25 protein-coding genes and 1 tRNA gene are annotated in these 23,707 nt (G+C 62.2%); 9 read left to right on the top strand and 17 right to left on the bottom strand.

Annotation, left to right across the window (positions count from 1 at the left end; genetic code table 11):
• Positions 1-117: 117 nt before the first annotated feature.
• Together NKJ18_RS16515 and NKJ18_RS16520 are read left to right on the top strand one after the other, a co-directional pair.
• Positions 118-660, top strand: coding sequence for a MerR family transcriptional regulator (locus NKJ18_RS16515; protein ID WP_023669374.1), 543 nt, complete (start codon positions 118-120; stop codon positions 658-660).
• Between the two features lie 85 nt (positions 661-745).
• Entirely contained in the window at positions 746-1,048 is a 303-nt protein-coding gene (locus NKJ18_RS16520) for a hypothetical protein (RefSeq protein WP_023669375.1), read from the top strand.
• A 73-nt stretch (positions 1,049-1,121) separates the two neighbouring features.
• Here NKJ18_RS16520 and NKJ18_RS16525 read toward each other — a convergent pair whose 3' ends face one another.
• Entirely contained in the window at positions 1,122-1,391 is a 270-nt protein-coding gene (locus tag NKJ18_RS16525) for a hypothetical protein (protein WP_023669376.1), read from the bottom strand.
• Between the two features lie 411 nt (positions 1,392-1,802).
• Between NKJ18_RS16525 and NKJ18_RS16530 the strand changes: the two genes are divergently transcribed.
• Complete coding sequence (locus NKJ18_RS16530; protein WP_023669377.1) at positions 1,803-2,006, top strand: hypothetical protein; 204 nt, start codon at positions 1,803-1,805, stop codon at positions 2,004-2,006.
• A gap of 234 nt (positions 2,007-2,240) precedes the next feature.
• Here NKJ18_RS16530 and NKJ18_RS16535 read toward each other — a convergent pair whose 3' ends face one another.
• Together NKJ18_RS16535 and NKJ18_RS16540 are read right to left on the bottom strand one after the other, a co-directional pair.
• Entirely contained in the window at positions 2,241-2,432 is a 192-nt protein-coding gene (locus NKJ18_RS16535; RefSeq protein ID WP_081732515.1) for a hypothetical protein, read from the bottom strand.
• Positions 2,433-2,593: 161 nt separating this feature from the next.
• Positions 2,594-3,208, bottom strand: a complete 615-nt coding sequence (locus NKJ18_RS16540; protein WP_352758861.1) for a hypothetical protein — start codon at positions 3,206-3,208, stop codon at positions 2,594-2,596.
• Positions 3,209-3,504: 296 nt separating this feature from the next.
• Between NKJ18_RS16540 and NKJ18_RS16545 the strand changes: the two genes are divergently transcribed.
• Complete coding sequence (locus tag NKJ18_RS16545; RefSeq protein ID WP_023689492.1) at positions 3,505-3,786, top strand: helix-turn-helix domain-containing protein; 282 nt, start codon at positions 3,505-3,507, stop codon at positions 3,784-3,786.
• Between the two features lie 77 nt (positions 3,787-3,863).
• Here NKJ18_RS16545 and NKJ18_RS16550 read toward each other — a convergent pair whose 3' ends face one another.
• The gene (locus NKJ18_RS16550) at positions 3,864-4,316 is read right to left on the bottom strand and encodes a cupin domain-containing protein (RefSeq protein ID WP_023730864.1); all 453 of its coding nucleotides are present in this window, start codon (positions 4,314-4,316) and stop codon (positions 3,864-3,866) included.
• Positions 4,317-4,560: 244 nt separating this feature from the next.
• Between NKJ18_RS16550 and NKJ18_RS16555 the strand changes: the two genes are divergently transcribed.
• The gene (locus NKJ18_RS16555; RefSeq protein WP_352758864.1) at positions 4,561-5,022 is read left to right on the top strand and encodes a YbaK/EbsC family protein; all 462 of its coding nucleotides are present in this window, start codon (positions 4,561-4,563) and stop codon (positions 5,020-5,022) included.
• Between the two features lie 51 nt (positions 5,023-5,073).
• On the opposite strand, the gene NKJ18_RS16560 is transcribed toward NKJ18_RS16555, so the two are convergent.
• Positions 5,074-5,150 (bottom strand) — tRNA-Pro (locus NKJ18_RS16560).
• A gap of 143 nt (positions 5,151-5,293) precedes the next feature.
• On the opposite strand from NKJ18_RS16560, the gene NKJ18_RS16565 reads away from it, so the two are divergent.
• Positions 5,294-6,262: a glycosyltransferase family 8 protein gene (locus NKJ18_RS16565; RefSeq protein WP_352758866.1), complete on the top strand. Its 969-nt coding sequence runs from the start codon at positions 5,294-5,296 to the stop codon at positions 6,260-6,262.
• A 23-nt stretch (positions 6,263-6,285) separates the two neighbouring features.
• Entirely contained in the window at positions 6,286-7,293 is a 1,008-nt protein-coding gene (locus NKJ18_RS16570) for a glycosyltransferase family 8 protein (protein WP_352758868.1), read from the top strand.
• Between the two features lie 108 nt (positions 7,294-7,401).
• On the opposite strand, the gene NKJ18_RS16575 is transcribed toward NKJ18_RS16570, so the two are convergent.
• The 5 genes from NKJ18_RS16575 to NKJ18_RS16595 all read right to left on the bottom strand — a co-directional run bounded on the left by NKJ18_RS16575 (position 7,402) and on the right by NKJ18_RS16595 (position 12,874).
• Positions 7,402-8,091 carry an FkbM family methyltransferase gene (locus NKJ18_RS16575; protein WP_245260854.1) on the bottom strand — a complete coding sequence of 230 codons (690 nt, stop codon included), beginning with the start codon at positions 8,089-8,091 and terminating at the stop codon, positions 7,402-7,404.
• Between the two features lie 219 nt (positions 8,092-8,310).
• Positions 8,311-9,555 (bottom strand): O-antigen ligase family protein, encoded by a 1,245-nt coding sequence (locus NKJ18_RS16580; RefSeq protein WP_352758870.1) that lies wholly within the window; start codon positions 9,553-9,555, stop codon positions 8,311-8,313.
• Complete coding sequence (locus tag NKJ18_RS16585) at positions 9,552-11,087, bottom strand: undecaprenyl-phosphate glucose phosphotransferase (protein ID WP_023669388.1); 1,536 nt, start codon at positions 11,085-11,087, stop codon at positions 9,552-9,554. Before NKJ18_RS16585 ends, NKJ18_RS16580 begins: the two co-directional genes overlap by 4 nt.
• An 85-nt stretch (positions 11,088-11,172) precedes the next feature.
• Positions 11,173-12,303 carry a glycosyltransferase gene (locus NKJ18_RS16590; protein WP_023669389.1) on the bottom strand — a complete coding sequence of 377 codons (1,131 nt, stop codon included), beginning with the start codon at positions 12,301-12,303 and terminating at the stop codon, positions 11,173-11,175.
• A gap of 7 nt (positions 12,304-12,310) precedes the next feature.
• Positions 12,311-12,874, bottom strand: coding sequence for a polysaccharide biosynthesis/export family protein (locus tag NKJ18_RS16595; protein ID WP_023669390.1), 564 nt, complete (start codon positions 12,872-12,874; stop codon positions 12,311-12,313).
• Positions 12,875-13,138: 264 nt separating this feature from the next.
• On the opposite strand from NKJ18_RS16595, the gene NKJ18_RS16600 reads away from it, so the two are divergent.
• The gene (locus NKJ18_RS16600) at positions 13,139-15,349 is read left to right on the top strand and encodes a GumC family protein (RefSeq protein WP_352758873.1); all 2,211 of its coding nucleotides are present in this window, start codon (positions 13,139-13,141) and stop codon (positions 15,347-15,349) included.
• Positions 15,350-15,447: 98 nt separating this feature from the next.
• Here the strand turns inward: NKJ18_RS16600 and NKJ18_RS16605 are convergent, their stop codons facing one another.
• The 6 genes from NKJ18_RS16605 to NKJ18_RS16630 form a co-directional block, all read right to left on the bottom strand.
• Positions 15,448-16,284, bottom strand: coding sequence for a GNAT family N-acetyltransferase (locus NKJ18_RS16605; RefSeq protein WP_023689483.1), 837 nt, complete (start codon positions 16,282-16,284; stop codon positions 15,448-15,450).
• A gap of 5 nt (positions 16,285-16,289) precedes the next feature.
• A complete protein-coding gene (locus tag NKJ18_RS16610) occupies positions 16,290-17,036 on the bottom strand; it encodes an aspartate/glutamate racemase family protein (RefSeq protein ID WP_352520116.1) in 747 nt (248 codons plus the stop codon).
• Between the two features lie 2 nt (positions 17,037-17,038).
• Positions 17,039-17,857 carry an ABC transporter permease gene (locus NKJ18_RS16615; RefSeq protein ID WP_023669394.1) on the bottom strand — a complete coding sequence of 273 codons (819 nt, stop codon included), beginning with the start codon at positions 17,855-17,857 and terminating at the stop codon, positions 17,039-17,041.
• 1 nt (position 17,858) lies between these two features.
• Entirely contained in the window at positions 17,859-18,770 is a 912-nt protein-coding gene (locus NKJ18_RS16620; protein ID WP_352758876.1) for an ABC transporter permease, read from the bottom strand.
• Between the two features lie 237 nt (positions 18,771-19,007).
• Positions 19,008-20,297 carry an ABC transporter substrate-binding protein gene (locus tag NKJ18_RS16625; protein ID WP_023700524.1) on the bottom strand — a complete coding sequence of 430 codons (1,290 nt, stop codon included), beginning with the start codon at positions 20,295-20,297 and terminating at the stop codon, positions 19,008-19,010.
• 34 nt (positions 20,298-20,331) lie between these two features.
• Positions 20,332-21,432, bottom strand: a complete 1,101-nt coding sequence (locus NKJ18_RS16630; RefSeq protein WP_352758879.1) for an ABC transporter ATP-binding protein — start codon at positions 21,430-21,432, stop codon at positions 20,332-20,334.
• Between the two features lie 263 nt (positions 21,433-21,695).
• On the opposite strand from NKJ18_RS16630, the gene NKJ18_RS16635 reads away from it, so the two are divergent.
• Complete coding sequence (locus tag NKJ18_RS16635) at positions 21,696-22,406, top strand: GntR family transcriptional regulator (protein ID WP_023669398.1); 711 nt, start codon at positions 21,696-21,698, stop codon at positions 22,404-22,406.
• A gap of 3 nt (positions 22,407-22,409) precedes the next feature.
• On the opposite strand, the gene NKJ18_RS16640 is transcribed toward NKJ18_RS16635, so the two are convergent.
• The gene (locus NKJ18_RS16640) at positions 22,410-23,639 is read right to left on the bottom strand and encodes a GNAT family N-acetyltransferase (protein WP_023689477.1); all 1,230 of its coding nucleotides are present in this window, start codon (positions 23,637-23,639) and stop codon (positions 22,410-22,412) included.
• Between the last annotated feature and the right edge of the window lie 68 nt (positions 23,640-23,707).

A 23,707-nucleotide genomic window follows, 5' to 3' on the forward strand; every position in this document is an offset into this window, starting at 1 on the left:
GGTTGAAAACGCCGGGCAGTTTTGACGCCGGGCTTGAATATTGTTTCATAAACCGCTGAAATGATACCCGATTCGGCAGACTGGGCCGGATCGCCGTCCAGCGTGAGGATTTCGCCCATGGACAAGAGCCCCGACGCTTTCCGCACCATCAGCGAGGTCGCGGAGGATCTCGATTTGCCGCAGCACGTGCTGCGCTTCTGGGAAACCCGTTTCAACCAGATCAAGCCGATGAAGCGCGGCGGCGGCCGCCGCTACTACCGGCCACAGGATGTCGAACTGATCAAGGGCATCCGCCACATGCTCTACGACCAGGGTTACACGATCAAGGGCGTGCAGAAACTGCTGCGCGAGAACGGCAACCATTTCCTGGTCGCCATCGGCAATGGCGACATGGCTGCCGTCGAAGCGATCTCGCAGCGCAGGCAGGCCGATCAGGTGCCGCTGACGCCAGCCGCCCAGCCGCGCGGCATGGATGACGAGATGCTGGTCGGTCAGCCCAAGGTAAAACCCAGCCGCCGCTTTTTCGGCCTCGGCAAGACCGAGGAGGAAGGTCCGGTCCAGCCCGGCGCATCGAAACTGTCGCGCGACAACCGGGCCTTGCTGCAGGAGGCGCTGTTTGACCTCCTGGAGTGCAAGCGCCTGCTCGACCAGGTGCGCTAACCTTTCCGCTGCCCTCGGGCAAGCAGACCGGAACCGGTTCTGCGGCCATGCGTTTGGCCTTCTCTCAAAAGAAGGAAAAACAATCATGGTATCGCTTTCGACCCTCTCCGATCTCGATCTCGAAAAGCAGGTCGCGACCCTTTCCAAAGAGCTCGCCGCGTTGCGCAAAGTCGTGGCCAAACGCGGCGGTGCTTACTACGAGGACGGGCGCGATGCCGCTTCGGACTATTATGGGCAGCTTGCCGACCTTGTCAGCGATGCGCTGCCGGCGATCAGGAAGCAGGGCAGGGCGATCGAAAAGACGGCGCGCGATCGTCCGGCAACAGCCGCTGCTGTTGGGTTGGTCGTGGTCGGCCTTCTCGCCAGCCTGTTGCTCAGCCGGCGCTAAAACAATTCACGAAAACAAAAACAAAATGGCGGCCGTCCCGCGGACGGCCGCCATTTCCCTGATCTGCGGCCGATTACTTGGCGAGCTTGATCTTGGCCTGCGGCGAAACCTGCGCGGTCTGGCTGCACTTGCCATAGACAGTGCCATTCTTGTCCGTGGCGTCGGTATAGGTGCCTTTGCACTCGATCGAGAGCACCAGGCAATGACCGGAGCCCTTGCAAACCGCGCCGCCGTCGCCCGTGGGATGCGTGCCGTTGGCGAAAGCCGAGGTCGGAACGGAAGCCGAACCGAAGGCCGAGACGATGAGGGCCGCGGCGAGCGTGATGCGCTTGAAGTTGGTCATTTGAGCATTTCCTTCTCTGGATCGAGGATCGCCACCATGGCGTCCTTCTGTGTTGGGATCGCCTTCTCGGCGTCCATGCCGGTTAGTGCGGCCTCCAAAGCAAAGGTTCATGCGTGGTTCGAATTTTCTTCGCGTTTTCGCGACGTCGATTTTTAGCCTTCGCCAACGGACGGCGCCTGGCGGGGCCGGCATCGATCATGCATTTTCGCGTGAAGGCCGCTGACGTAGCGGCGCGGCATCCCATGCGAAGGTCACACCGTGGCGTGCCCAAATGGCCGGCCAAGACCGAGTCCGCGCCCGGCTCTTGTCAGGTGGCGGCAGCAGTCATTGCCGCCACTTGGCACCGCGCTTTCTGCCACTCCCGGCTGCGACTATAACGCCAGTCCAAAGGTACCGGCGGAGGAGACGGGCGTGGTCGCAAATTACATCGACGAGTTCATCATGTTCTGCGCTGGGCTGTGGATGACAGGCGTTGGTTTTGGGCTGCTCCAAAGTCCTTTTCAGGCCCAGAAAGGTCAGCAGCCATGGTGGCTGCAGGTCGCGAAGCATTTCAAATGGATGGGACCGCTTTTGATTTTGATCGCAATAGTGCTCGCGTTCGCGGCGCCGTCCTAGCGGGTTCCGACAGCATTGAGAGACCCGAGGTGTCCTGCAACTGGCAACCGCTGTGTTGTCGGCCTTGCGCCTGATACGTTGGTTGGGGTGCGCTGTGGTTGCTCGCGTTCTGGCGCATCGGCGCCATCGAATCCTGCCTTCAGCTTTTCCACGTGTCGCCTGGCAAAAACCAACGGGAAGGCGGCCTTGGCGAGGACTCCAGGGCCAGCCTTCCCGTTGGGCAAGTCGGCCGTGTCAGGCCTTCTTGGCCTCCACCTTGTGGTGGTGGTGGTGGTGATGGTGACGGCGGTGATGCTTGTTGTGATGATGATGATGGTGATGCTTCTTGTGCAGCGATGCTGCGTCGGCGCTGCTGGCGCCGATGAGCGGCAGAGAGACAGCCAGGGCAAAAGCCAGCCCGAGAGCCGACAGGAGGGACTTCTTCATGACTTCGTTTCCTTTTCTGCGCGGGCTGAATTTGACCGTCACCGAGCAAGATCGGTCCCGGTGAACCCCGCAGTCATGACTATCGCCTCCGAACTTTTCGACAGTTTTTCCGGACTGTAGAATTTTGTTTCTGGATTGTGTATGGCGGCTTCGTCGGCAACTTACATCGGCGGAATGACGCCGTTGGTGCCGACAACGACCCGGCCCGCGGTCAGTTGGCCGTCGCTGCCGCGCTCGGCGTTGACGAACACCACAGCGCCAGGCTTGAGGTCGGCGGGCGTCGCCGGCGCGAAGGTCACCACCGGCGTCGTCTGCGGGATCGCGATCTGCTTTTTCTGGCCATTGTCGTAGGTCAGCGTCACCGTGCGACCTGCAATCTCGGTGACATCGGCGACCGTGCCGTTGGTCATCCGGCTGTTGGGCTCGAGATCCCACGGGCGGTCGCCTTCGCCGGCGCCCTTCAGCGCGGCCGGGAAGATCACCACCTCAAGCGCGCCGCTGCCGCCATCGGCCTTCGAAACAGAGGCAATGCCGAGGAAATCGCCTTGCTTGATATCCCCGGCATCCGCCTTGGCGACGCCGGAAATCTTCCACCCTTCAGCCAGCGCGATGGCGTCGGTAGCGCCTTCGCGGGTCTTCACCGTCAGCGTCGCTCCGGCAAAGGCGGTCACCGTGCCGCGAATGCGCACGGCCTCGGCGGCCTGCGCCGCGACCATGCTCGCGCCAGCGAGGCCTGAAATCGTGGCGAGCACGATGGCTGATGTCTTGAATGTCATGGATCTGATCCTCTTGGGAAAAGCTGGCCCGATGCGGCTGCCAGCAACATCAGGCTAACGCGCGAGCGGCGCAAAACCGCTGAACACTTCGGCGTTCGGCCCTTCAAAAGAACTTGATTGGGAGATCGGGGCGGAGATCCTATATGTGCCCTGGCGCCTGCGGTTTTGACGCCGGTTCACGATGCTGTGACGGTCGGTTTGGGCCTTGGCAAATCGCCGTCAAGCGGGCATTGTCCCGGCTCTCAGGCAACACCCTATCATTTGATCCAAAACTCTTTAGCCCCATGGAGTTGCCAATGCCCCAAACTGCAAAACACGAACCCTTCTCCAGGCTGGCGGCCGACGTTGCGCTCGAGCACCCCGGCCTCAAAGCCATCCGGGAGACAAAGGGATACAGTATTGAAGAGCTTTCCCTGACCTGCGGTCTGTCGACCAGCGAGATTGCCGACATAGAGAGCGGCAAGGACACCGATCCGACGAAACTTCGCCGGATCGCCGCAGCATTGCAATTGCCGGAAACGGCCCTGATCGATGCCCCGGCGCCCACGGCGCCTGTGGAAAACCGGTCCGTTTCATAAACAACGGCCAAGCGTCGTTCAACAAGCCCGCCATGGTTTGCCCTGGCGGGCTTGTTGCATTCGCCCAACGGCGAATGTCACTTCTTGCTCGGATCGTCCGCCGGGTTGACGTAGGTGATCGCGAACGGCCCCTCGCCATGAACCTGGACGATCGTAGCGCTTGTCGTCCAGGCGTAATGGTTCATTCCCTGTGGGGCTACGCCGAAGCCGCCGGCGGTCAGTTCGATGCCCTTGGTCTCGTCGAGCTTGTCGCCCATGCCGATATGAAAATTGCCGGAAATCACCGTCACATATTCCGAGGTGGGATGGTTGTGCGCGGCAATCCTGTAGCCGGCCGGCAGCTTCAACCGCAGCACGTAGATGCCATCCTTCGAGGGGTCCCCGGCGATGACAGCCATGTCCGCGCCGGCGGGCAAGACAGCAGGAGCAGGGCCCCATTTGATGGCGTCCGCGTTTATCGGCATGTCGTCGGCAAGCAGCGGCGCCGTCCCGATAAGCAGCAGCGCCAGAGCCGAGGCGAGCTTGAGCATGATGATCTCTCCGGTTGGTCGTGGGAGCACAGCATCAGCGCCGGCCCTGATCCATTGCGACCTACCAATGCAGCAGCCCGAACACATCTCCCGCATGGGGGATGCGCCTTGTGTTGCTGACATGCGGCGCGACCCGCCCGGCCTGGTACCGCTGCAGCCGTCGAGGGGCGGGGAGGTTGCCGCCGACCGAGCGTGAAGCTATCCAGTGTGAACGCTAACCGTTTTCGAATGGGACAATGCCGAGATGAGCCTTGAATCCGTGCGCGCCTTCCTGGCTGCCCATGCGCCCGATGTCGAAGTGCTCGTCACCGAAGCGAGTTCCGCGACGGTGGCGCTGGCGGCTGAGGCGCATGGCGTGGAGCCGGCGCAGATCGCCAAGACCATCTGCCTGCGCGTCGGCGGTGAGACCATGCTGATCGTGGCCGGCGGCATGTCGAGGCTCGACAACCGCAAATTCAAGGACCGTTTCGGCGGCAAGCCGCGCATGCTTGACGCCGACGAGGTTGTCGCGATTACCAGCCATCCCGTCGGCGGCGTCTGCCCATTCGGCCTGCCGGCGCCGCTGCCAATCTATTGCGACGTCTCGCTGCGCGCCTTCGATGAAGTCGTGCCCGCGGCCGGCGCCACCAACGCCGCTGTAAGGCTCAGCCCGCTGCGCATGGCACAGATTGTCGGCGCCGAATGGGTTGATGTGTGCCAAGGATGAATGTTGGTGATTTGAGAAGCAGGACCTTTGGGGGCAAGTCCTGTCTAAAAATGGTCGGAGTGGCCGGATTCGAACCGACGACCCCTTGACCCCCAGTCAAGTGCGCTACCGGGCTGCGCTACACTCCGGACCGCGCAAAGCCATATATTTTCAAGGGGTATGGTGCAAGCGCTAAAACGGCGCGCCGGGCCTGAAAGTCGCCAGCATTCGGCCTTGTCGCCGCAACGCCAAGGCGATATGGCTCGCGCAGTATCGATACGAAGGATTGCGCGTGGCAAATTCCTGTTTTTTTCTGGCGGCCGACGCCAATTATTTTCCGTATGCATGCTTGGCGGCGCGCAGAATTCTGGATGTTTCGGGAGACGCAACGCCAGGCTTCATCCTGCATGTCGGCGCACGTGATGCCGATATGCGTGTTGCTGAACGCCTGCTGAAGAACCGTCTTCGCATAATGGACGTTTCGGGGCTGTTTGCGGAGGCTGGCCATACTTTCCGGCCAAGCAATGTCGGCACTTTTGTTCGGCTTTTCGCCGACCAACTGCCTCAGTTCGCGGACTATGACCGCATCGCCCATGTCGATTGCGATGTTCTGTTCAATCGAGATATCGCGGATCTCGTGGGCCAGACACTTCATGCTCCGTTGTTGGCCGCTCACGACGATTACATGTATTTCCGCCCGGGCTATCGGAACAAACTGTCGATGCAGCCGGGGGCGCCTTATTTCAACGCCGGCATCATCGTCTTCAACATGCCGCCGGTGCGTCAACAGGGACTTTTGCACCGCGCCAGAGATGTTGCCGTTGCCGGGCAAATGAACGATCAGAACGCGCTGAACTTCGTCTTCGAGGGCAAGTGGCAGACGATGCACCCGAACTGGAATTTGATGTCCAACGATACGAAGGAGTTTCGGTTCGCCCAAGCCTATGCGCGGCATTTCGCCGGCGGCAAGCCATGGGGGAGCCAGGTCGATGTGGAGCCTGAGGCGCTTGCCGTCTGGCGCGATCTGGCAAGGAATACGCCGTGGCTTGAGCCCTTCCGGCAGCGTATTCCCTTCGAGCGGGGCGTCATGAGGCGGTTCGCCCGCAGGTTCGACGGTATCATGGGGATGTTGCCGAACAAGGACCGGTATCGGCGGCGCGCACGGTACGACGGCAGCAAGGTGCATAAGATATATGCCGAGCATGCTGACGCCGGGGCGATGGCTGTGCAGTTTCCGGAAGTACTCGGTGGTTTCGCCTGAGACCCGCAACGGAGCTCTCGCGAATGGGTCAGGCAACAGGTTGTAGCATGCCGCAAAAATCGTGTTTCTTTTTCGCCACCGACCAGAGGTATTTCCCGTATGCCTGCCTGGCGGCGCGCCGCGTGCTGGATGTGTCGGACCACCTCGACGGCTTTATTTTGCACACCGGTGTCATCTCCAACGAAGACCGAGCTATCGGAGAGCGTCTGCTCGGTGGGAAGATCCGCATCCTGGATGTCACGAAATTCATGGAAGCGACAAACTTCAACCGCGGAACGCACCCAACCCTTGCGACCTACATCAGGCTGTTTGCCGATCAATTGCCGGAGTTCGAACCATATGACCGCATCGCCTATTCCGACGCCGATGTGCTTTTCAACAGATCGATAGAAGACCTCTGCAACGTCCCGCTCAACGCTCCGCTGCTGGCCGCACACGATGAGCAGACCTATTTCGACGTAAAGTATCGACAGCATTTACCGATGCAGCCAGGCGCGCCGAAGTTCAATGCCGGCGTGCTGGTGTTCAACATGCCACTGGTCAGGCAGGAGGGGCTTCTGGAGCGTACCCGGCAGTTGGCCTCCGAGCAGGTTTACGGGATGGATCAAGGTGCATTGAACGTGGCTTTCGAGGGCAGGTGGCAGACGATGCACCCGTTCTGGAACGTGATGACCAACTACACCAGCCAGATTTCTTTCAGCCGCTGCTACGCCCGCCACTTCGCCTGGGGCAAGCCCTGGGACCGTCCGCCGATCGGTGTCGAGGTCGGCGCCATGGCGATCTATCGTGATCTGGCGAAAGGCACGCCCTGGGCCGGCCGTTTCAACAGCAACTGGCCGATCAAGAGAGGCATATTGAAAAACCTCGGCCGCAAGTTCGACGCCATCAGCGGGATTTTGCTGAACGACGAGAAGCGCAAGCGACGGGCGCGGTTCGACGCCGAAAAGGTCAGCGCCATCTTTGCCAGCCATGCGGACACTTCGATGTTGGCCGTGCAATACCCCGAACGGGTAGCTGGCATAGCCAGATAGAACTTGACGCTCCGCCGGACGCGGTTCCTCCCGCCAATCTTCCTCGATAAGTCTATTGCCTCGCTGGTTGATGCCCTCCGGCTAGCACGCTCAAGGCCGAGCCGATACTTAGCTCCAATCCAGATTGATGTTGCGGATGCCTTCCTGCGCGATCCGGCCCCGCAGCTTGCCGATCCGGTCGGCCAGGTCTGGCGAGAACCGTTCATGTGTCTCGACCAGGATTTGTCCAATCGAACGGTGAATGCTGGCGTCCAGCATGGCTTCGATGCATTCCGCTTCGGCCCCTTCTATGTCCATCTTGACGATGGCGATCGGCTCATGGAGACCTTGCAGGAACTGCACCAGGTCAACCACCTCAACTTCAAAGCTTTTCCCGTTCGTGTGTTCGTGTGTCTGGATCAGGGACGACGATTCGGTCCTGCGGAGATCGCTGACGTCCGGCCTCTGATGGAATGTGGCCGCTCGCGCTGATCCACCAACAGCCTTCGGAATGATCGTCACCCGGTCGTTGTTGCCAAACCTTTTCGTCAAAATCTGGCGAGCAACAGGGTCAGGCTCGAAAGCAATCACCCGCATCCCATAGGCTAGTACATGTCCCGTGACGTCGCCAATATTGGCGCCGAGATCGATGAACAGACTATCGGCGGGAAGCTTTTTCATAAGCTGATGGAAGTCGTATTCGGCCTGCCGCACACGCCGCGGGGGCCTGTGCCATCGGCGATACGCGTACCAGCGCAGCATGAATTCGAAATAGCTTTCCCTCAGCATAACCACGCCCGTCAGATTAGTGGCGCCCACCAACCCGGAATATTATCCAGCCCGGCAAGCACGCCAACTCAATTGGAATTTTGTCAGTCGCGTTTAGCGACGTTTTCCCACCATCACAACATAAATGCGCCGCCGGCAACCCGTGCTCAATTCGACCAGGGGTTGGAGCAAGCAGATCAAAGCCTGCGAGGGCCTGCACAACCCCGGTATTGGCGTGCGCGGCTGTTCCTGTCCTTTAGGATTACTCGGCTACCTCGGTTGCGCCACCGCCCGCAACCCGCGCTGATGCCTGTATTCCAGCGCGATCGCGCCCCAGATCAGGCCGAGCAGCAGGTAGACATGGCGCCAGTGGTCGATGTCGATGAAGGTGCCGAGCCCGATATTGCCGATGAAAGCGACGTAGGCGCAGAGCAGATAGGGCTGCCATGGCCGGTCGCGCAAAAGGATGCGGAAGCCGGCGGCGATCGTCCACAGCGTCAGCGACAGGAACGAGACGAAGCCGAGCCAGCCATAATCCATCAACGTCTTCAGCCAGATGTCGTGCGTGTCTTCGCCAAAAATGGTGCCGAACACCAGCGGGCCGATGCCGAGCGGATATTCGAGCGCCATCTCGAAGCCGATCGTGTAGCGGGCGAAGCGGCCAAGGCGCGCCGTGTCGTAGCTCTGTTCCAGCTGGGCGCGGCTGGAAAACATCTCGCCGACGCCGGGCAGCTGCAGAATGACGATCATGGCGACCACCAGCAGGGTGACGGCGGCAATGGTCATGATGATGACGCGCAGCCGGAACTTGCCGCTGTTGCTTTGCAGGAACAGGGCGCCGGTGAGCAGGATGGCCGAGACGGCGAACATGCCCCAGGCGCCGCGCGAGAAGGAGAAGAAAATGCCGGCGGTGATGATCAGCAGCGGCACCGCCAGAAGCGGCATGCGCGCGATCGAGCCGGTCAACAGGAGATAGAGCAGATAGATGCCGGGCAGCACCAGGAACGGCCCGAACACGTTCGGATCCTGGAAGGCGCCCTGGGCGCGGTCGTATCTGGTGAAGATTTCAGCGCCCGGGAAAGCGTGGAAATAGCCGGCAATGCCGAGCAGCGAGGTCACCACCGCGGAGACGACATAGGCGATGAAGATCAGCCGGTAGAGGCCGGGCTGCACCGCCGTCACCGACGAGAAGAACACCGCGGTGAACGCGAGAAACAGCGAGACGGCGAGATAGAGCGGTGTGTTGGCGAGATCGGCCATCTGCGTCATGGCAATCATGCCGCCGATGTTCATCGTGATCAGCAGCACGAGCAGCGGCACGGCGGCGCGCGATATGCGCAGGCCAAACAGCACCCACACCCCGATCAGCCCGAGCATGAAAAGATCGTAGGGCGCCGGTTCGTCGATGACGAAGCCTGACAGGAAGACGCCGAAAAACACCGCGCCGGAGGATATCAGCCCGATCAGCTTGGCATTGACCGCAGCCTGCGGCACATCATGGGAAATCGCGCTCAATAGGCGTTTTCCGTGTTGAGCAGCCGCAGCGGCGTCATGAGCAGGATGCGCAGATCGAACAGCATCGACCAGTTCTCGATGTAATAGAGGTCGTATTCCGTGCGCATGCGGATCTTCTCATTGGTGTCCATCTCGCCGCGCCAGCCATTGATCTGCGCCCAGCCGGTAACGCCGGGCTTGACCTTGTGGCGGGCGAAATAGCCGTCGACCACCTCATTGTAGAGAAGGTTGTGCGACTGCGCGGCAATCGCATGCGGGCGCGGACCGACCAGTGACAGCGTGCCGAACAGCGAGTTGAAGAACTGCGGCAGCTCGTCGATCGAGCTCTTGCGGATGAAGCGGCCGACGCGGGTGACGCGCGGATCGTTCTTGGTCACCGTCTGCTTGGCGGTCGGGTCGGAGCGGTCGGTATACATGGAGCGGAATTTGTAGACTTCGACGATCTCATTGTTGAAGCCGTGCCGCTTCTGCTTGAACAGCACCGGACCCTTGCTGTCGAGCTTGATGGCGATGGCAGTCGCCAGCATCACCGGTGAAAACAGGATGATGCCGATCAGCGAGAAGACGATGTCGAAGGCGCGCTTGGCGACCGAATCCCAGTCGTTGATCGGCCTGTCGAAGATGTCGAGCATCGGCACCGAGCCGATGTAGGAATAGGCGCGCGGGCGAAACTGCAGCGCGTTGGAATGCGCCGAGAGCCGGATGTCGACCGGCAGCACCCACAGCTTCTTCAGCAGTTGCAGCACGCGCGTTTCGGCAGTCAGCGGCAGCGACACGATCAGCATGTCGATGCGCGCGATGCGGGCGAATTCCATCAGCTCCGAAATGGTGCCGAGCTTGGGATAGCCGGCCACGATCGGCGGCGAGCGCTTGTCGCCGCGGTCATCGAAGATGCCGCAGATACGGATGTCGTTGTCTGGCTGCTTCTCGACCGAGCGGATCAGCATCTCGGCCGCCTTGCCGCCGCCGACGATGACGGCGCGGCGTTCCATGCGGCCGTTGCGCGCCCAGCGCCGGATCAGCTTCGACATCACCAGCCTGAGGCCGAACAGCAGAAGCAGGCCGACGACAAACCAGGTGCCGAACAGCAGACGCGAATAATCCTCCGACATTTTCATGATGAAGGCCGTCAGCGCCATCAGCGCGAAGGTGCCGGCCCAGACCATCAGCACGCGGCCGAGATTGGAGATCGGTCGCATCAAGGCGGAGATCTGGTAGCAATCGCTGACGTCGAGCAGCACCACGGCCACGAATGACGCCGCGGCAATGGTCAGCGGATATTGCCAGGCGAGATAGTTGAAGAAGCCGACAAAGTGGAAGTAGAGCGCGAGCCCCGACAGGAACAGCAAGCCGAATTCGCCTATGCGCAATACGCCGCTGACCATGACCGGCGACATCGTATCGCGCCGGTATTGCGAGGCGACCTGGCGGGCAACACTGTTCATGCCGCCGGGCGTGGGGCTCTCGGCAGGACTGTCGAATTTGCGCACCGCATCGGCCGAAAAGCGGCGCGTGGGGTCGGTCTCGTTCATCGGGTTTCCCACAAGCTTCCGCGATGACGATAGCAGAAAGAGAGCTAAAAAAACCTTGAGACAACTTGTGGTTTTGGAGGGTCCTCTATCTGTTAAGCGCGGCGAAATAGGCCTTTTCGATTTCGGCGGCCATCACATCGGCGCCGAATCGCGCCTTGAGGCTGGCCGTATCGGGCATGACGCGCCGGTAGGCGTCGAGATCGCGCAGCGCTTCACCCACCTTGTCGCCGAGTTGGCGCGGATCGGGACGGATCAGGGCAGGGGATCCCTCACCGAAGATTTCGGGAATGCCGCCGACGGCCGTGGCGATCATCGGCCTGCCGGCCGCTAGCGTCTCCAGAACGATATAGGGCATGGCTTCCGCGCGGGAGGGGACGACGACCAGATCGGCCAGCGAAAATGCCTCCCTGGCTGGCATAGGCGGCAAGAAGCGGACCTGTTTTTCGAGGCCCAGCCGTTTCACCTGCGCATGGTAGCGCGGCAGGTCGTCGCCATCGCCGACCATGACCGCGGTCAAGCGGCGCTCAAGCTGGGACCCGGCCAGCACCAGCGCCTCGATGAAAATGTCAGGCCCTTTGAGGTCGCGCATCATGCCGATGTAGAGCAGGTCGGCTGCGTCGGGCTGTGCGACCACCGGTTCGAACTCGGCGGCGCGCAGGCCGTTATAGACCAGCGTGTTCGGGATAGGCGGTTCGCCGACCTTCTTGCGATAGGTGCGCCGCTCATAGTCGGAGACGAACAGCAGGCAGTCGGTGAAGCGCGCCATGAAGCGCTCGAGCGCGAAGAACAGCTTCCCGGTCGTCGTCGTTTCGTCATAGTGGAGGGAGCCGCCATGCGGCGAATAGAGGCGGGCTACGCGAGACCTAGATACCCGCAACAATGAGCCGAACAGACGGGCATAGGCGCCACCTTTGGCGCCGTGCCCGTGCAACACGTCCGGCCGCAATTCCTTGATGATTCGATAGGTACGCCAGGCCGAGGCGAAGTCGCCCGGCCCGACATGGCGCTGCATCGGCGTGCGATGGATGCCGAGCGCCAGGCTGTCCTTCATCTGGTCGAACAGGCGTTCCTCGTATTCGCCGCCGGTGGTCGAATCGCAGACGATGCCGACAACATGTCCGGCGGCGAGCTGGGCCTCCGTCAGGTCGCGCACATGCCGGAAGATCCCGCCGACGGGTGAGCGAAAGCAGTGGACGATCCTGAGCTGGTCCGCCACGTTGATGTCAGAACAGGCGTTCGCGAACGTAGACCGTGTCGCCCGGCAGCAGCGGATCGGAGGTAACCACCCGGCCTGTCATCACCTTGCCGTTGATGTCGCGGGTGATGTCGACGCTTTCCTGGTTGGCGCGCGGCGAGAAACCTCCGGCAATCGCGATGGCCTTCTGCACGGTGAGGCCCGGCACGTAGGAATACTGGCCGGCGGCGCCCACTTCGCCCATGACGAAGATCGGCCGGTAGCGATCGATCTCGACCGACACGTCGGGGTCGCGCAGATAGCCTTGGCGCAGTTTGTCGGCGAGCGCTTTTTCCAGCTGCTGGGCCGTGTGGCCGCGCGCCGGCACCGCGCCGACCAGCGGGAAGGACATGTAGCCGGACTGATCGACACTGTAGGTGTTGGTCAGACCGTCCTGTTCGAACACGGTGACGCGGACACGGTCGCCGGCGCCGAGCCGATAGGGCTGGTCGAGTACCTCGTGGAAGGCCGCCGGCGTCGGCCGGTAGCTGGAGCAGCCGGCGAGCATCGACACGGCCAGCAGAGCGCGAAACAGACCAGCAGCGCTTTTCATGATCGGACACACACCTTCGTCGCTATGGCCGCCAGGACACGGCGGCAAACCTTAAGGATCTGGGTTCGTTATCATCCTGTTAGGGTTAATGGCCGGTAAAGGGACGCGGCCGATTTGGCGGCAATCGACAAAAAGCCGTATAGTTTTGCTGGCTTTGTTTACCGGATGTCAGCAAACCCTAACAGCTGCTTACCGCGATCTTAACGGCTGAGTTACCATAGTTGTTTACGCTACCATCTAGCCTCATGTCCGGAGCAGGAATGCATGTCCGACCAGTCCGCGGCCGCAGATGTCGATGTCGACCTGAGACAGCTCTTCGCCAGCCTGGCGCGGAACTGGCTGCGCGTTCTTGTGATCACGCTTCTCGTCACTGGTCTCGCCTTCGCGTTCGCGTGGCTTGCCACGCCACATTATAAGGCCACGACGCAGCTGAAAATCCAGTTGAGCGAATCGGCCTATACGCGGCCTGCCGGCACCAATGAAGACGACAAACCTGTGCTCGATGCGGAAGGTGTAGCAACCGAGGTTCAGGTCATTTCCTCGTCCGACATTCTCAAGCAGGTGGCTGCCGACCTTAAGCTGGGCGACAAGCCCGAGTTCAACTATGCGCTCGGCATGTCGCCGGTCACCCGGCTCCTGGTCATTGCCGGGCTGAAGAGCGATCCGGAAGAAATTCCGCTCGAAGAGCGCGTGCTGACGAAGATGCGCGACAAGCTCAATGTTTATGGCGTGGAAAAGACCCGCGTCATCGCCGTCGAATTTTCCTCTGAAGATCCCCAGCTTGCCGCTGACATTCCGAACGCCATCGCCAAGGCCTACCTGGCCTATCAGGCGGACGCCAAGACCAAGTCGAACGCCGCCGCGACCGCCTTCCTCGGGCCGGAAATCGACGATCTGCAGAAGCAGGTCAGGGATGCAGAGGCCAAGGTCGCGGCCTTCCGTTCCGCCCAGTCGGACCTGTTGATGGGCGGCAACAATTCGGTGCTGGCGACACAGCAATTGTCCGAGCTATCGACCGAACTGTCGCGTGTGCGCGCCAGCCGCGCTTCGGCCGAGGCGACGGCCGAAAGGGTGCGCCAGGCTTTGCAGAATGGCGGTTCGCTGGACGCTGTACCCGAAGTGCTGTCTTCCGATCTGATCCAGCGGCTGCGTGAGCGTCAGATCGAGCTCAGAACCAACATCGCCGATCTTTCCACCACCTTGCTCGACAACCATCCCCGCCTGCGGGCGATGAGGTCGCAGCTTGCCGATCTCGACGGCCAGATCCGCAACGAAGCGCAAAAAATCATGCGCGGGTTGCTGACGCAGGCGCAGACCGCCCAGGCGCGCGAAAACCAGCTGATATCGGACGTCAACAAGCTGAAAGCGGCGTCGTCGCGGGCCGGCGAGGAGCAAGTCCAGCTGGATGCGCTGCAGCGTGAGGCGAACGTCCGGCGCCAGCAGCTTGAATCCTATATGGCGAGCTTCCGCGAAGTGTCCTCGCGCAAAAACTATCTGCCGGTCGATGCCAGCGTGTTTTCCGAGGCGCGCGTGCCGTCGGAACCCTATTTCCCCAAGCTCGTGCCGATCGTCGGCGCCGCCTTAGTCGGCTCGCTGCTGCTGATGTCGGTCATCACGCTGCTGCAGGAGCTGTTTTCCGGCCGCGCCATGCGTCCGGCCCCAGGGGCGCGCTTCGAGCGTATCGAGCAGGTTGCGATGTCGGCAATGTCGGCGCCGGTCGTCCACCCGGAACCGGCTCCTGAGGTCGTGGAAGTGGACGATCAGCCGACGACCGTGGAGTCTGAACTGGTGCCAGAGCCCGAGCCGGCTCCTTCAGTGCTGGAAGGAGCAGCGGCTGCCGGTTCCGAACCGCAAGCCGAACCTGTCCGCTCCAGCCTTGGCGAGATCGATGTCGAGAAGGCGGCGGAAAAGCTGATCGCCAGCGGTGCTGCGCGCGCCATCTTCGTGTCGCCCGAAGGCGATGAGGCGGCTGCATCGGCAGTGCTGGTAGCGCGCGAAGTCTCCGACGCTGGCCCGCGCGTGCTGCTGCTCGATCTCACGGCGTCAGGTGCCGCCTCGCGGCCGATGCTGGACAGCGGACTTTTCCCCGGCATCACCAATCTGCTGGCTTCGGAAGCGCAGTTCAGCGACGTCATTCACGCTGACCTCTATTCCGACTGCCATGTCGTTCCCGTCGGCACCGCCGATCCGGTTCGCGCCATGCGCGCCGCCGACCGGCTGCCGATCATCATGCAGTCGCTGACCACCGCCTATGATCTGGTCATCGTCGAATGCGGACCGGCCGATGCGCAAGGCATCAGCCGACTGGTCGGCGACAGCACCGAGGTCTTCATGTCCATGCTGCAGGCGGACGATGAGGTGGCGCAGGCCGCCGTCGAGCTGATCGAAAGCGGCTATCCCGACCTCACTCTGGTGACGCCGATCGGCCACGAGACGCCGGGTAACCCCGTGCCGGGACGACGTAGCGCCGCCTGAGACATCAGACAATTCGACTTAGGCGGCGCTACTACGGATCGGCTCGTCCATCGCCCGCCGGCTCCCGAAAAACCAAGCCTGTCAGTCGGCGCCGGGATCTACCCCAACTCCAGGGTCGTCACGCCAAATATTCGGCGCGAGTCGACCTTCGGAGGCGGGCCCTTGTACATGCGCGTGGTGGTGAAGGTCGGCCTGAAACCAGTTGCTGAAAGCGCCGTGGTGAAATCGAAATTTTCGGCAGGAACGTCGATATGCAGGTCGCCACCTTCGCATGCGGCAGCCAGACTGCCCATGAGCTGCATCGCCGTCTCGGTGTCGTCGGCAAACAGCGGGCCGATCTTGTAACCCGAACGGCAGGGACGAGCCACGGCGTAGCCTATGGTGCCGAGTGAACTGATCGCGGCGAACCCGCAATGCGGCGGCTGCGCCCAGCGGTGCAGGAAGGCTCGTCGAGGCGCGGGGAAACAGCGGGCGTCATAGGCGATGATGTCGGGCACGAGTTGCGTGGTTATCATGCGCACCCCTTCGCTTCGGACGGGCGGGGTCGCGATACGGCCGCTGAAGCGGATGGTTTCGTACGCCGAGCTGAATCCCGTGCGGCGATAATTCGCCAGCTGCGCGGCGACCCCGTCGAGGCCGACCGTTCGGCCGGCCAGCCTGGCCATGCCCGCATTCCAGACTGCTTTGCCATGGCCTTTGCCGCGCATGTCTGGTCGGCAGATGTAGAGACCGATGAAACCGAAGTTGCTGCCATAGGCGACAGCCGAGATGGCGGCGGTCATCTCGTTGTCGACAAAAGCGCCGATGAACCCTTCAGGATCGGTTGGCCGGAACGCCGCGGCATCATCAAGGCCAGGGTTCCAGCCTTCAGCCGCCGCCCAGTCGATGAGAACGGTCAGTTCCGGCGGAGACAATGCGCGGACGGTAGGCTTCATAGCGTTCACTCCGCGGCGACCACCCCCGGCGAGAAGGATTTCAGCACGCCGCGATAGGGCTTGGCCAGCGGACTGGCATAGGCGCCGCGCTTCGAGGTCGACAGGCCCAATGCGATCAGCGCCTCGGCCTGTTTGAGGGCGGCGCCGATGCCGTCGATGACGGGCAGGTCGAATTCTTGCTGCAACCGGTGTGCCAGGTCGGCCATGCCGGCGCAGCCGAGCACGATGGCCTCGGCGCGGTCTTCCGCTATGGCGCGGGCGATCTCGGCGCGCAGTTTCTCGACAGCGCCGGAAGCAGCGTCTTCGAGCGAGAGTACGGGAATGTCGGCGGCGCGCACGCGCGCGCGCCCGGCCATGCCGTAGCGGTGCACCAGCCCCTCGACAGGGACACGCGAGCGTTCGGTGGTCGTCACCACTGTGAAGCGCTGGGCAATGTAGGAGGCGACACTGAGTGCGGCCTCGCAGATGCCGATGACCGGAATGGAGGCCATGGCGCGTGCCGCATCCAGGCCGGTATCGTCGAAGCAGGCGATGATGGCGGCCTGAGCCCCGGCACGTTCGCCGGCGGCGATCTCCATCAAAAGGCCGGGCACGGCCAATGCCTCGTCATAATAGCCCTCGATCGAGGCCGGGCCCATCGAGGAGGTGACCGCGATCACCTCGGTCCCGGCGCCGGCAACGCCGCGCGCCGCCGCCGCGATCGTCTCGGTCATGCTCGCCGTCGTGTTGGGGTTCACCACCAGTATCTGCACAATCAAACCCTGGCCCGCCTGCGGCCAACATAGAGGATGGCGCCCAGTGTGGCCAGGATTACCAGGAAGGAGAACACGGTGGTCACCGTGCCCAGCGCGTAGAGCACCGGCGTCGTGACATTGGTGGTCATGCCGTAGATCTCGAGCGGCAGCGTGTTGAAGGTGCCCGACGTCATCAGCGTGCGGGCGAACTCGTCATAGGACAGCGTGAAGCCGAACAGGCCGACGCCGATCAGGCTCGGCGCGATCATCGGCAGCACGACATGGGCGAAGGTCTGCCAGGAGTTGGCGCCCAGGTCACGCGCGGCTTCCTCATAGGCGGGCGAGAAGCGGTTGAAGACGGCGAACATGATGAGCACGCCGAAGGGCAAGGTCCAGGTCAGGTGCGCGCCGAAGGCCGATGTGTACCAGGCTGGGCGGAAGCCGACCTGCTGGAAGACGACGCCGATGCCGAGCGAAATGATGATCGAGGGTACTACGAGGCTGGCGACCGCCAGGTAGAACAAAGCGGTGGCGCCACGAAATTTTTGCCGGAAAGCGAGCCCTGCCAGCAGCGACACGACGACGGTGACGATCATCACCATAAGGCCGAGCACGAGCGAGCGCTTGAAGCTGCCGCCGAAATCGCCGACCGCCTGGCGCTCGAACAGATTGGCGAACCAGTGCAGCGACACGCCATTGAGCGGGAAGGTGAGGCCGCCGGTCTCGCCTTGGAAAGAAAGGATCAGGATCGCCGACAGCGGGCCGTAGAGGAACAGCACGAACAGAGTGAAGAAGACCGCAAGCACATAGAATTCGAGGGTGCGTTTTTCGTGGCTCACCTCAAAGCTCCTTGCGGATGTCGACGATGCGCAGGATGCCCGCGACCATCAACAGTACCAACACCAGCAACACTACGGCATTGGCGGCGGCTGCGGGATACTGCAGCAGCGACATCTGGTTCTTCATCATCAGTGCGACCGACGCGCTCTGGCCGCCCGACATCACCTGCACAGTGGAGAAATCGGCCATCACCAGCGTGACGACGAAGATGGTGCCGATCGCCATGCCGGGCTTGGCCAGCGGGATGACGACGTTCCACAAGATCTGCCAGCCGGACGCGCCGGCATCGCGCGCGGCCTCGACCAGCGAGCGGTCGATGCGCATCAACGTGTTGAAGATCGGCGTTACCATGAACAGCGTGTAGAGATGCACCATGGCCAGCACCACGGCGAATTCCGAATAGAGCAGCCATTCGATGGGTTTTGGCACCAGCCCCAATTGCACCAGCGTCGAGTTGATCAACCCGTTACGGCCAAGCACCGGGATCCACGAGATCATGCGGATGATGTTGGAGGTCAGGAACGGCACCGTGCAGACAAGGAACAGCACCATCTGCATGGCGGTGGTGCGGATATGGAAGGCGAGGAAATAGGCGACCCAGAAGCCGATGAACAAGGTCAGAGCCCAGACGATGGCGGCGAATTTGATGGTGTTGAGATAGGTCTTCCAGGTGACCCATGATCCCAGCACGTCGGAATAGTTCGTCGTCAGGAAATCCGGATACATGGCGGCGAAGTCATAATCCCAGAAGGAGACGACGACGATCATGATGATTGGCAAGAGCAGGAACGCACCGAGGATGAGCGCCAGCGGCGCCGATTGGAGGTAGGGCGTGACGGCACTGATTGAGAAGCGGCGGTGTCTGGCGGGCTTGGCTGCTGCGATGGCGGGGCTTTCGAGCGCGACTGTCATTGGGAAAATCCTCCGTGTGATCGCGATGACTTGCGATCCTTCGCGCCCCCCTCTGTCCTGCCGGACATCTCCCCCACGAGGGGGGAGATCGAACTCTCATAACGGCCTTCGCCAAACTCCAACGTTGCTAACGAAGAGCCTGCCATGACGCTGCCAATCTCCCCCCAAGTGGGGGAGATGTCCGGCAGGACAGAGGGGGGCGCGAAGGATCGCAACATCACAGTGAACGCGTCCGCTCTACGCCGCGATGAACTCGTTCCAGCGCTTCACCATGTAGCGGTCCTCGTCCATGACCGAGTTCCAGCAGGCGACCTTGCCCATACGCTCTTCGAACGAGCCGCCGTCGCGCACGGCGCCGGCCTTTTCCATGACGGTGCCGTCCGGCGCCTTGATCTCGCCCTTGGCCGGCTTGCCTTCGATCCAGTAGCCCCATTCGTCCTCGGACATGAACTTCTTGGCCGAGACCATATTGGCGGAATAGTAGCCTTGGCGGTTGAGATAGCCGCCGACCCAGCCCGACGTATACCAGTTGATGTATTCGTAGGCCGCGTCGAGCTCGGCGCCTTTCAGATGGGCGGCAAGTCCAAGGCCGCCGCCCCATGAGCGGTAGCCTTCCTTGAGCGGCTGGAAGCGGCAGGCGATGCCTTTGGAACGGACGGCGGCGACGGCCGGCGACCACATCGACTGGATGACCACTTCGCCCGATGCCATCAGGTTGACGCTCTCGTCGAACGACTTCCAGAAGGCGCGGAACTGGCCGGCCTGCTTGGCCTTGATGAGGAAGTCGATCGTCTTGTCGATCTCTTCTTTGGTCATGTTGCCCTTGTCAGCATATTCGATGCTGCCTGTGGCCTCCATGATCATGGCCGCATCCATGATGCCGATGGACGGGATGTTGAGGATCGCGGTCTTGCCCTTGAAGGCCGGGTCCATGATGTCGGCCCAGGTGGTGATGTCGCGGCCGACGAGGTCGGGCCGGATGCCTAGCGTATCGGCGTTGTAGATCGTCGGCACCATGGTGAACCACTTGGTCGGCGCCTTGGCGAAGGTCTTTGAGTCCTGCGCTTCGACATAGCCGACCGTGTGCGGCGCGGTGCCTTGGGCAATGATGCTGTCGGGCGTCAGCTTGCCGGTTTTGAACAACGGTACCAGTTCGTCGTAGTATTTCAGCTTACTGACATCCATCGGCTGCAGCACGCCGCTCGGGAACACCTTCTTGCAGATCCAGTATTCGATGTCGGCGATGTCATAGCTGTCGGGCTGGGTCACGGCGCGCTGGGCGGCCGCGTCCGAATCGGTCGCCGTCATTTCCAGCGTGATGCCGAGGTCGGCCTTGCACTTGTCGGCGATCGCGTTCAGGTTCGACACGCCGGTGCCGAACTGGCGGAGCGTGATGTTGGACTGCGCCCAGATGGTCGGGAAGCCTGTAATGGCGCCCGAGCCTGCGGCGAGGCCGACGGCGGCCGCACCTGTCTTGAGCAACGAACGGCGCGAAATTCCGGTCTTTGTTTCTACTGTTTTTGTCATTCCTATTCCCCTGTTTTGTTTTGCTTCGTCGAACTCATGAATGAAGGCGCCCGAGGACGATGGCGTCCTCGGAATCCCAGGCGAGCGGTACGGCGCCGCCAAGGGCGACGGGTTTGGCGAAGAAGTCGGAATCGTCGATGATGACCGTGAAATCGTCGATGCCGGCACCGGTGACCGACAGCTTCACCGTGGCGCCGCGATACTCGATGTTGGAGACGATGCCGGTGAAGCCGAGGCCGGGCGAGGGCGCTTCGCCGATGCGCACATGGTCGGTGCGGATGGCGATGTCGATCGGCGTGCCAACCTCCTGGCCCGCCTCCCGGCCTTGCCCGCGGGCGGCGAGCGAGGCGCCACCATTGACGTCGAAGACGACCATGCCGTCGCGCGCGCCGGTGACCCGGCCGGAGATCACATTGTGGTCGCCCATGAAGCGCGCGACAAAGGCCGAGGCCGGCCGTTCGAACACATCGCGGGGCGGTGCGGCCTGTTCGATGCGGCCGTCATTCATCACCACGATCAGGTCCGCCAAGGCCATGGCCTCTTCCTGGCTGTGGGTGACGTGGACGAAAGTGATGCCAAGCGAGGTCTGCAATTTCTTCAGCTCGGCGCGCATGCGTATCTTCAGGAACGGGTCGAGTGCCGACAGCGGCTCGTCGAGCAGCAGCGCCTCGGGATCGGTGATCAGAGCGCGGGCGAGTGCAACACGCTGCTGCTGGCCGCCGGAAAGCTGCGCCGGCCGGCGCGTCGCATAGGCCTCCATCTGCATCAGCTTGAGCATGTCGAGCGCCTTGGCACGGCGCTGCTCCTTGTCGACGCCCTTCATCTTCAGGCTGAAGGCGACATTGTCGACAAGGTCGAGATGCGGAAACAGCGCATAGGACTGGAACATCATCGCCGTGCCACGCTTTGCCGGCGGCAGGTCGGTGACGACGATGTTGCCGAGGCGGACATCGCCCGACGAAATGCTTTCATGGCCGGCAATCATGCGCAGCGTCGAGGTCTTGCCGCAGCCGGAGGGGCCAAGCAGGCAGCAATAGGTGCCTGCCGGTATCTTCAGGCTGATGGCCTCGACAGCAGTCGTCGTTCCGTACACTTTCGAAACGGAGACGATGTCGATCTCGGCGGCTTTGGACATTCAGGCTTCCCCGTTTGGTCGCGTCAACCAATGCATTATGCGTGCCAATCGGCGAGATTCGGCCAAGCGTTTGAATCATCAGCAAAATCGGAATTCGTGCCCACTGCCTAGCCGGTGGGCTATCTTATGCATTGCACAAATTATGGGCGATTGTGCGCGATCCGCGCAATAATCGTATGCAATCTTTTTTGGCTTCGTGTCCACTTTGCCTCTCGTGCGCAGGCGACGAGTTGCGCTAGAAGAGGCTGGGAACCATCATCGCCATGAACATTGCCGATCAGATCCATTCCGCCGACAGCGCCAACCAGGATCGCGCCCAGGCGATTCGCGACAATCTGCGGGACGCCATCGTTGACCGTCGGCTGACGCCCGGCACCAAGCTGTCGGAAGGCGAGGTCGGCACGCTGTTCGACGTCTCGCGCACGGTCGCGCGCGCGGCGCTGCAGATGCTGTCCTTCGAGGGGCTGGTGCGTACCGAGCGCAACCGTGGCGCCTTCGTCGCCAACCCTTCGCCCGAGGAAGCGCGCCAGGTGTTCGCATCGCGCCGGCTGATCGAGCCGGGCATCGCCATTGCCGCCTGCGGGCGGGTCACAGCCACCGATATCGCTGCGTTCCGCGCGCAGCTCGACGAGGAAGGCCGCTTCATCGCCGAGCGCGGCCCAACCGCGCGGCGCTCCGAAATCAAGGCGTCGGGCGATTTCCATCTGCTGCTCGCCTCCGTCGCCGGCAATGCCATCCTGCAGCGCTTCATGGAGGAGCTGGTGGCGCGTTCGTCGCTGGTGATCGCCCTTTACGGACGATCCGGCGTGTCGGCCTGCGGGCACAGTGAGCACACGGAAATGGTCGGCGCGCTGGAGAGCGGCGATTGCGGGTTGGTGAGCCGGCTGATGCTGCACCATATCGACCACATCGAGGCGGATCTCGACCTGCGGGTCAGGGCCGGCCCGGCGCTCCGCGAAGCGCTGAATTTCTGAACGCTAGTTTTCGTCGTCCGTGGGAGCGGGCGCTGCCTGTCCGGCGGCCTTGCGGCGCAGCATCTTGGTCAGTTTCCAGACCGTCGGGTTGTTCTTGATGAAGGCTTTCGCCCGTGCGCCCTGCCGCAGCGCCGACGCCAGGGCGCGTCCCTTCAGCGTCAGGGGCGCCAGCACCTCGAAATGCTGGGTCTCGATATCGCACCAGAGCCGCTTGTAGGGCTCGTCGCCGACCGAGAAATCATAGACATCGAAGCCTGTTTGGCAGGCTTCCTCGATGATGTCGAAGAAAAGGAAATCGCCGGGGCTGGTGTGGCCGAGATCGTCCTCGGCGATGGCGCCGAATTCGCAGATCAGGCGTTTGCCCGAGCGGCTCGAGCCGGTGATTGCGCGCAGCTTGCCGGCCACTTCGAGCCCATGCAGCACAAAGGCCGGTTTCTCCTCGGCCAGCGCGCCGGCGAAGAGGGCACGGAAGAAAGCCCGCACCTCCGGCTCGCCGAAGACATTGGCGATGCCCATCTTGGCGAAGCGGAACTCCTTCATCTCGAAGAAAGCGTCGAGCAGCCGGTTCACGTCTTCCGGTGTCTGCGCCTCGATGCGGCGATGAACGCCGACCGCCTCGAACTTGCGTGTCTGCGAACGGTGCTTCTTGCGCTTGCGCTTGCCGCCCACACGCGACAGCAGCACATCGAAACCACCGTCGAGATTGACGGCGAGCGACAGGTTTGGGCTCGGAAAGTTGGAGAACGCCGCCAGCGGATTGGCAACGCCATCGAGGTCGGGGAGCAGCCTTTCCAAGGCAACGAGATCGATGTCGGGGCGCGCCTTGCCGATCGCCGTCACCAGCCTGCGGATCCCCCCGGCATCGGCCTTTGCCAGCCATGCCGGATCGGCGGCGGCGAAATTGCCGTTGGCATGGCGCCCGCCCATGAAGCGGGCGACGCGGAATGGACCAGTTCGCGTGATTTGCAGTGCCAGTGCAAAGACCGGCCTATCCTCGATTGTCAGCGTGGCGACGACCGCATCGGGATTGGCCTGCGCCGTCCAGGCATGAACCCAGGCCGCGCTTTGCGCCGGCGCAAACAGCGCCGAACGGCAGAATTCGCCGTAAGAGGCGAGCGCGGCAGCATCTGCGATCGACACCGACAGACTGGTCTGGTCGGCAGCCGGCGCACGCGCAGACGCCTTGCTTGCGGCGAGCCGATTGCCGTCAAATGACGCGGTGGCGTCAACCATACCTCAATCCTTAAGGCGTATTCGTCGCGATCAGGAGTTCGCGTCGGCGCGTTCCGTGCTTGGATCGA

The sequence above is a fragment of the Mesorhizobium sp. M0217 genome (assembly GCF_040321955.1).
Lineage (GTDB): Bacteria > Pseudomonadota > Alphaproteobacteria > Rhizobiales > Rhizobiaceae > Mesorhizobium.

What these genes read in the sequence shown, in the direction of transcription:
- NKJ18_RS16585 (WP_023669388.1), bottom strand. Translation starts at nt 11,087, where the DNA reads ATGAACGAGACCGACCCCACGCGCCGCTTTTCGGCCGATGCGGTGCGC.
- NKJ18_RS16640 (WP_023689477.1), bottom strand. Translation starts at nt 23,639, where the DNA reads ATGGTTGACGCCACCGCGTCATTTGACGGCAATCGGCTCGCCGCAAGC.
- NKJ18_RS16525 (WP_023669376.1), bottom strand. Translation starts at nt 1,391, where the DNA reads ATGACCAACTTCAAGCGCATCACGCTCGCCGCGGCCCTCATCGTCTCG.
- NKJ18_RS16595 (WP_023669390.1), bottom strand. Translation starts at nt 12,874, where the DNA reads ATGAAAAGCGCTGCTGGTCTGTTTCGCGCTCTGCTGGCCGTGTCGATG.
- NKJ18_RS16520 (WP_023669375.1), top strand. Translation starts at nt 746, where the DNA reads ATGGTATCGCTTTCGACCCTCTCCGATCTCGATCTCGAAAAGCAGGTC.
- NKJ18_RS16605 (WP_023689483.1), bottom strand. Translation starts at nt 16,284, where the DNA reads ATGAAGCCTACCGTCCGCGCATTGTCTCCGCCGGAACTGACCGTTCTC.
- NKJ18_RS16540 (WP_352758861.1), bottom strand. Translation starts at nt 3,208, where the DNA reads ATGACATTCAAGACATCAGCCATCGTGCTCGCCACGATTTCAGGCCTC.
- NKJ18_RS16635 (WP_023669398.1), top strand. Translation starts at nt 21,696, where the DNA reads ATGAACATTGCCGATCAGATCCATTCCGCCGACAGCGCCAACCAGGAT.
- NKJ18_RS16625 (WP_023700524.1), bottom strand. Translation starts at nt 20,297, where the DNA reads ATGACAAAAACAGTAGAAACAAAGACCGGAATTTCGCGCCGTTCGTTG.
- NKJ18_RS16515 (WP_023669374.1), top strand. Translation starts at nt 118, where the DNA reads ATGGACAAGAGCCCCGACGCTTTCCGCACCATCAGCGAGGTCGCGGAG.
- NKJ18_RS16555 (WP_352758864.1), top strand. Translation starts at nt 4,561, where the DNA reads ATGAGCCTTGAATCCGTGCGCGCCTTCCTGGCTGCCCATGCGCCCGAT.
- NKJ18_RS16570 (WP_352758868.1), top strand. Translation starts at nt 6,286, where the DNA reads ATGGGTCAGGCAACAGGTTGTAGCATGCCGCAAAAATCGTGTTTCTTT.
- NKJ18_RS16630 (WP_352758879.1), bottom strand. Translation starts at nt 21,432, where the DNA reads ATGTCCAAAGCCGCCGAGATCGACATCGTCTCCGTTTCGAAAGTGTAC.
- NKJ18_RS16535 (WP_081732515.1), bottom strand. Translation starts at nt 2,432, where the DNA reads ATGAAGAAGTCCCTCCTGTCGGCTCTCGGGCTGGCTTTTGCCCTGGCT.
- NKJ18_RS16600 (WP_352758873.1), top strand. Translation starts at nt 13,139, where the DNA reads ATGTCCGACCAGTCCGCGGCCGCAGATGTCGATGTCGACCTGAGACAG.
- NKJ18_RS16545 (WP_023689492.1), top strand. Translation starts at nt 3,505, where the DNA reads ATGCCCCAAACTGCAAAACACGAACCCTTCTCCAGGCTGGCGGCCGAC.
- NKJ18_RS16550 (WP_023730864.1), bottom strand. Translation starts at nt 4,316, where the DNA reads ATGCTCAAGCTCGCCTCGGCTCTGGCGCTGCTGCTTATCGGGACGGCG.
- NKJ18_RS16620 (WP_352758876.1), bottom strand. Translation starts at nt 18,770, where the DNA reads ATGACAGTCGCGCTCGAAAGCCCCGCCATCGCAGCAGCCAAGCCCGCC.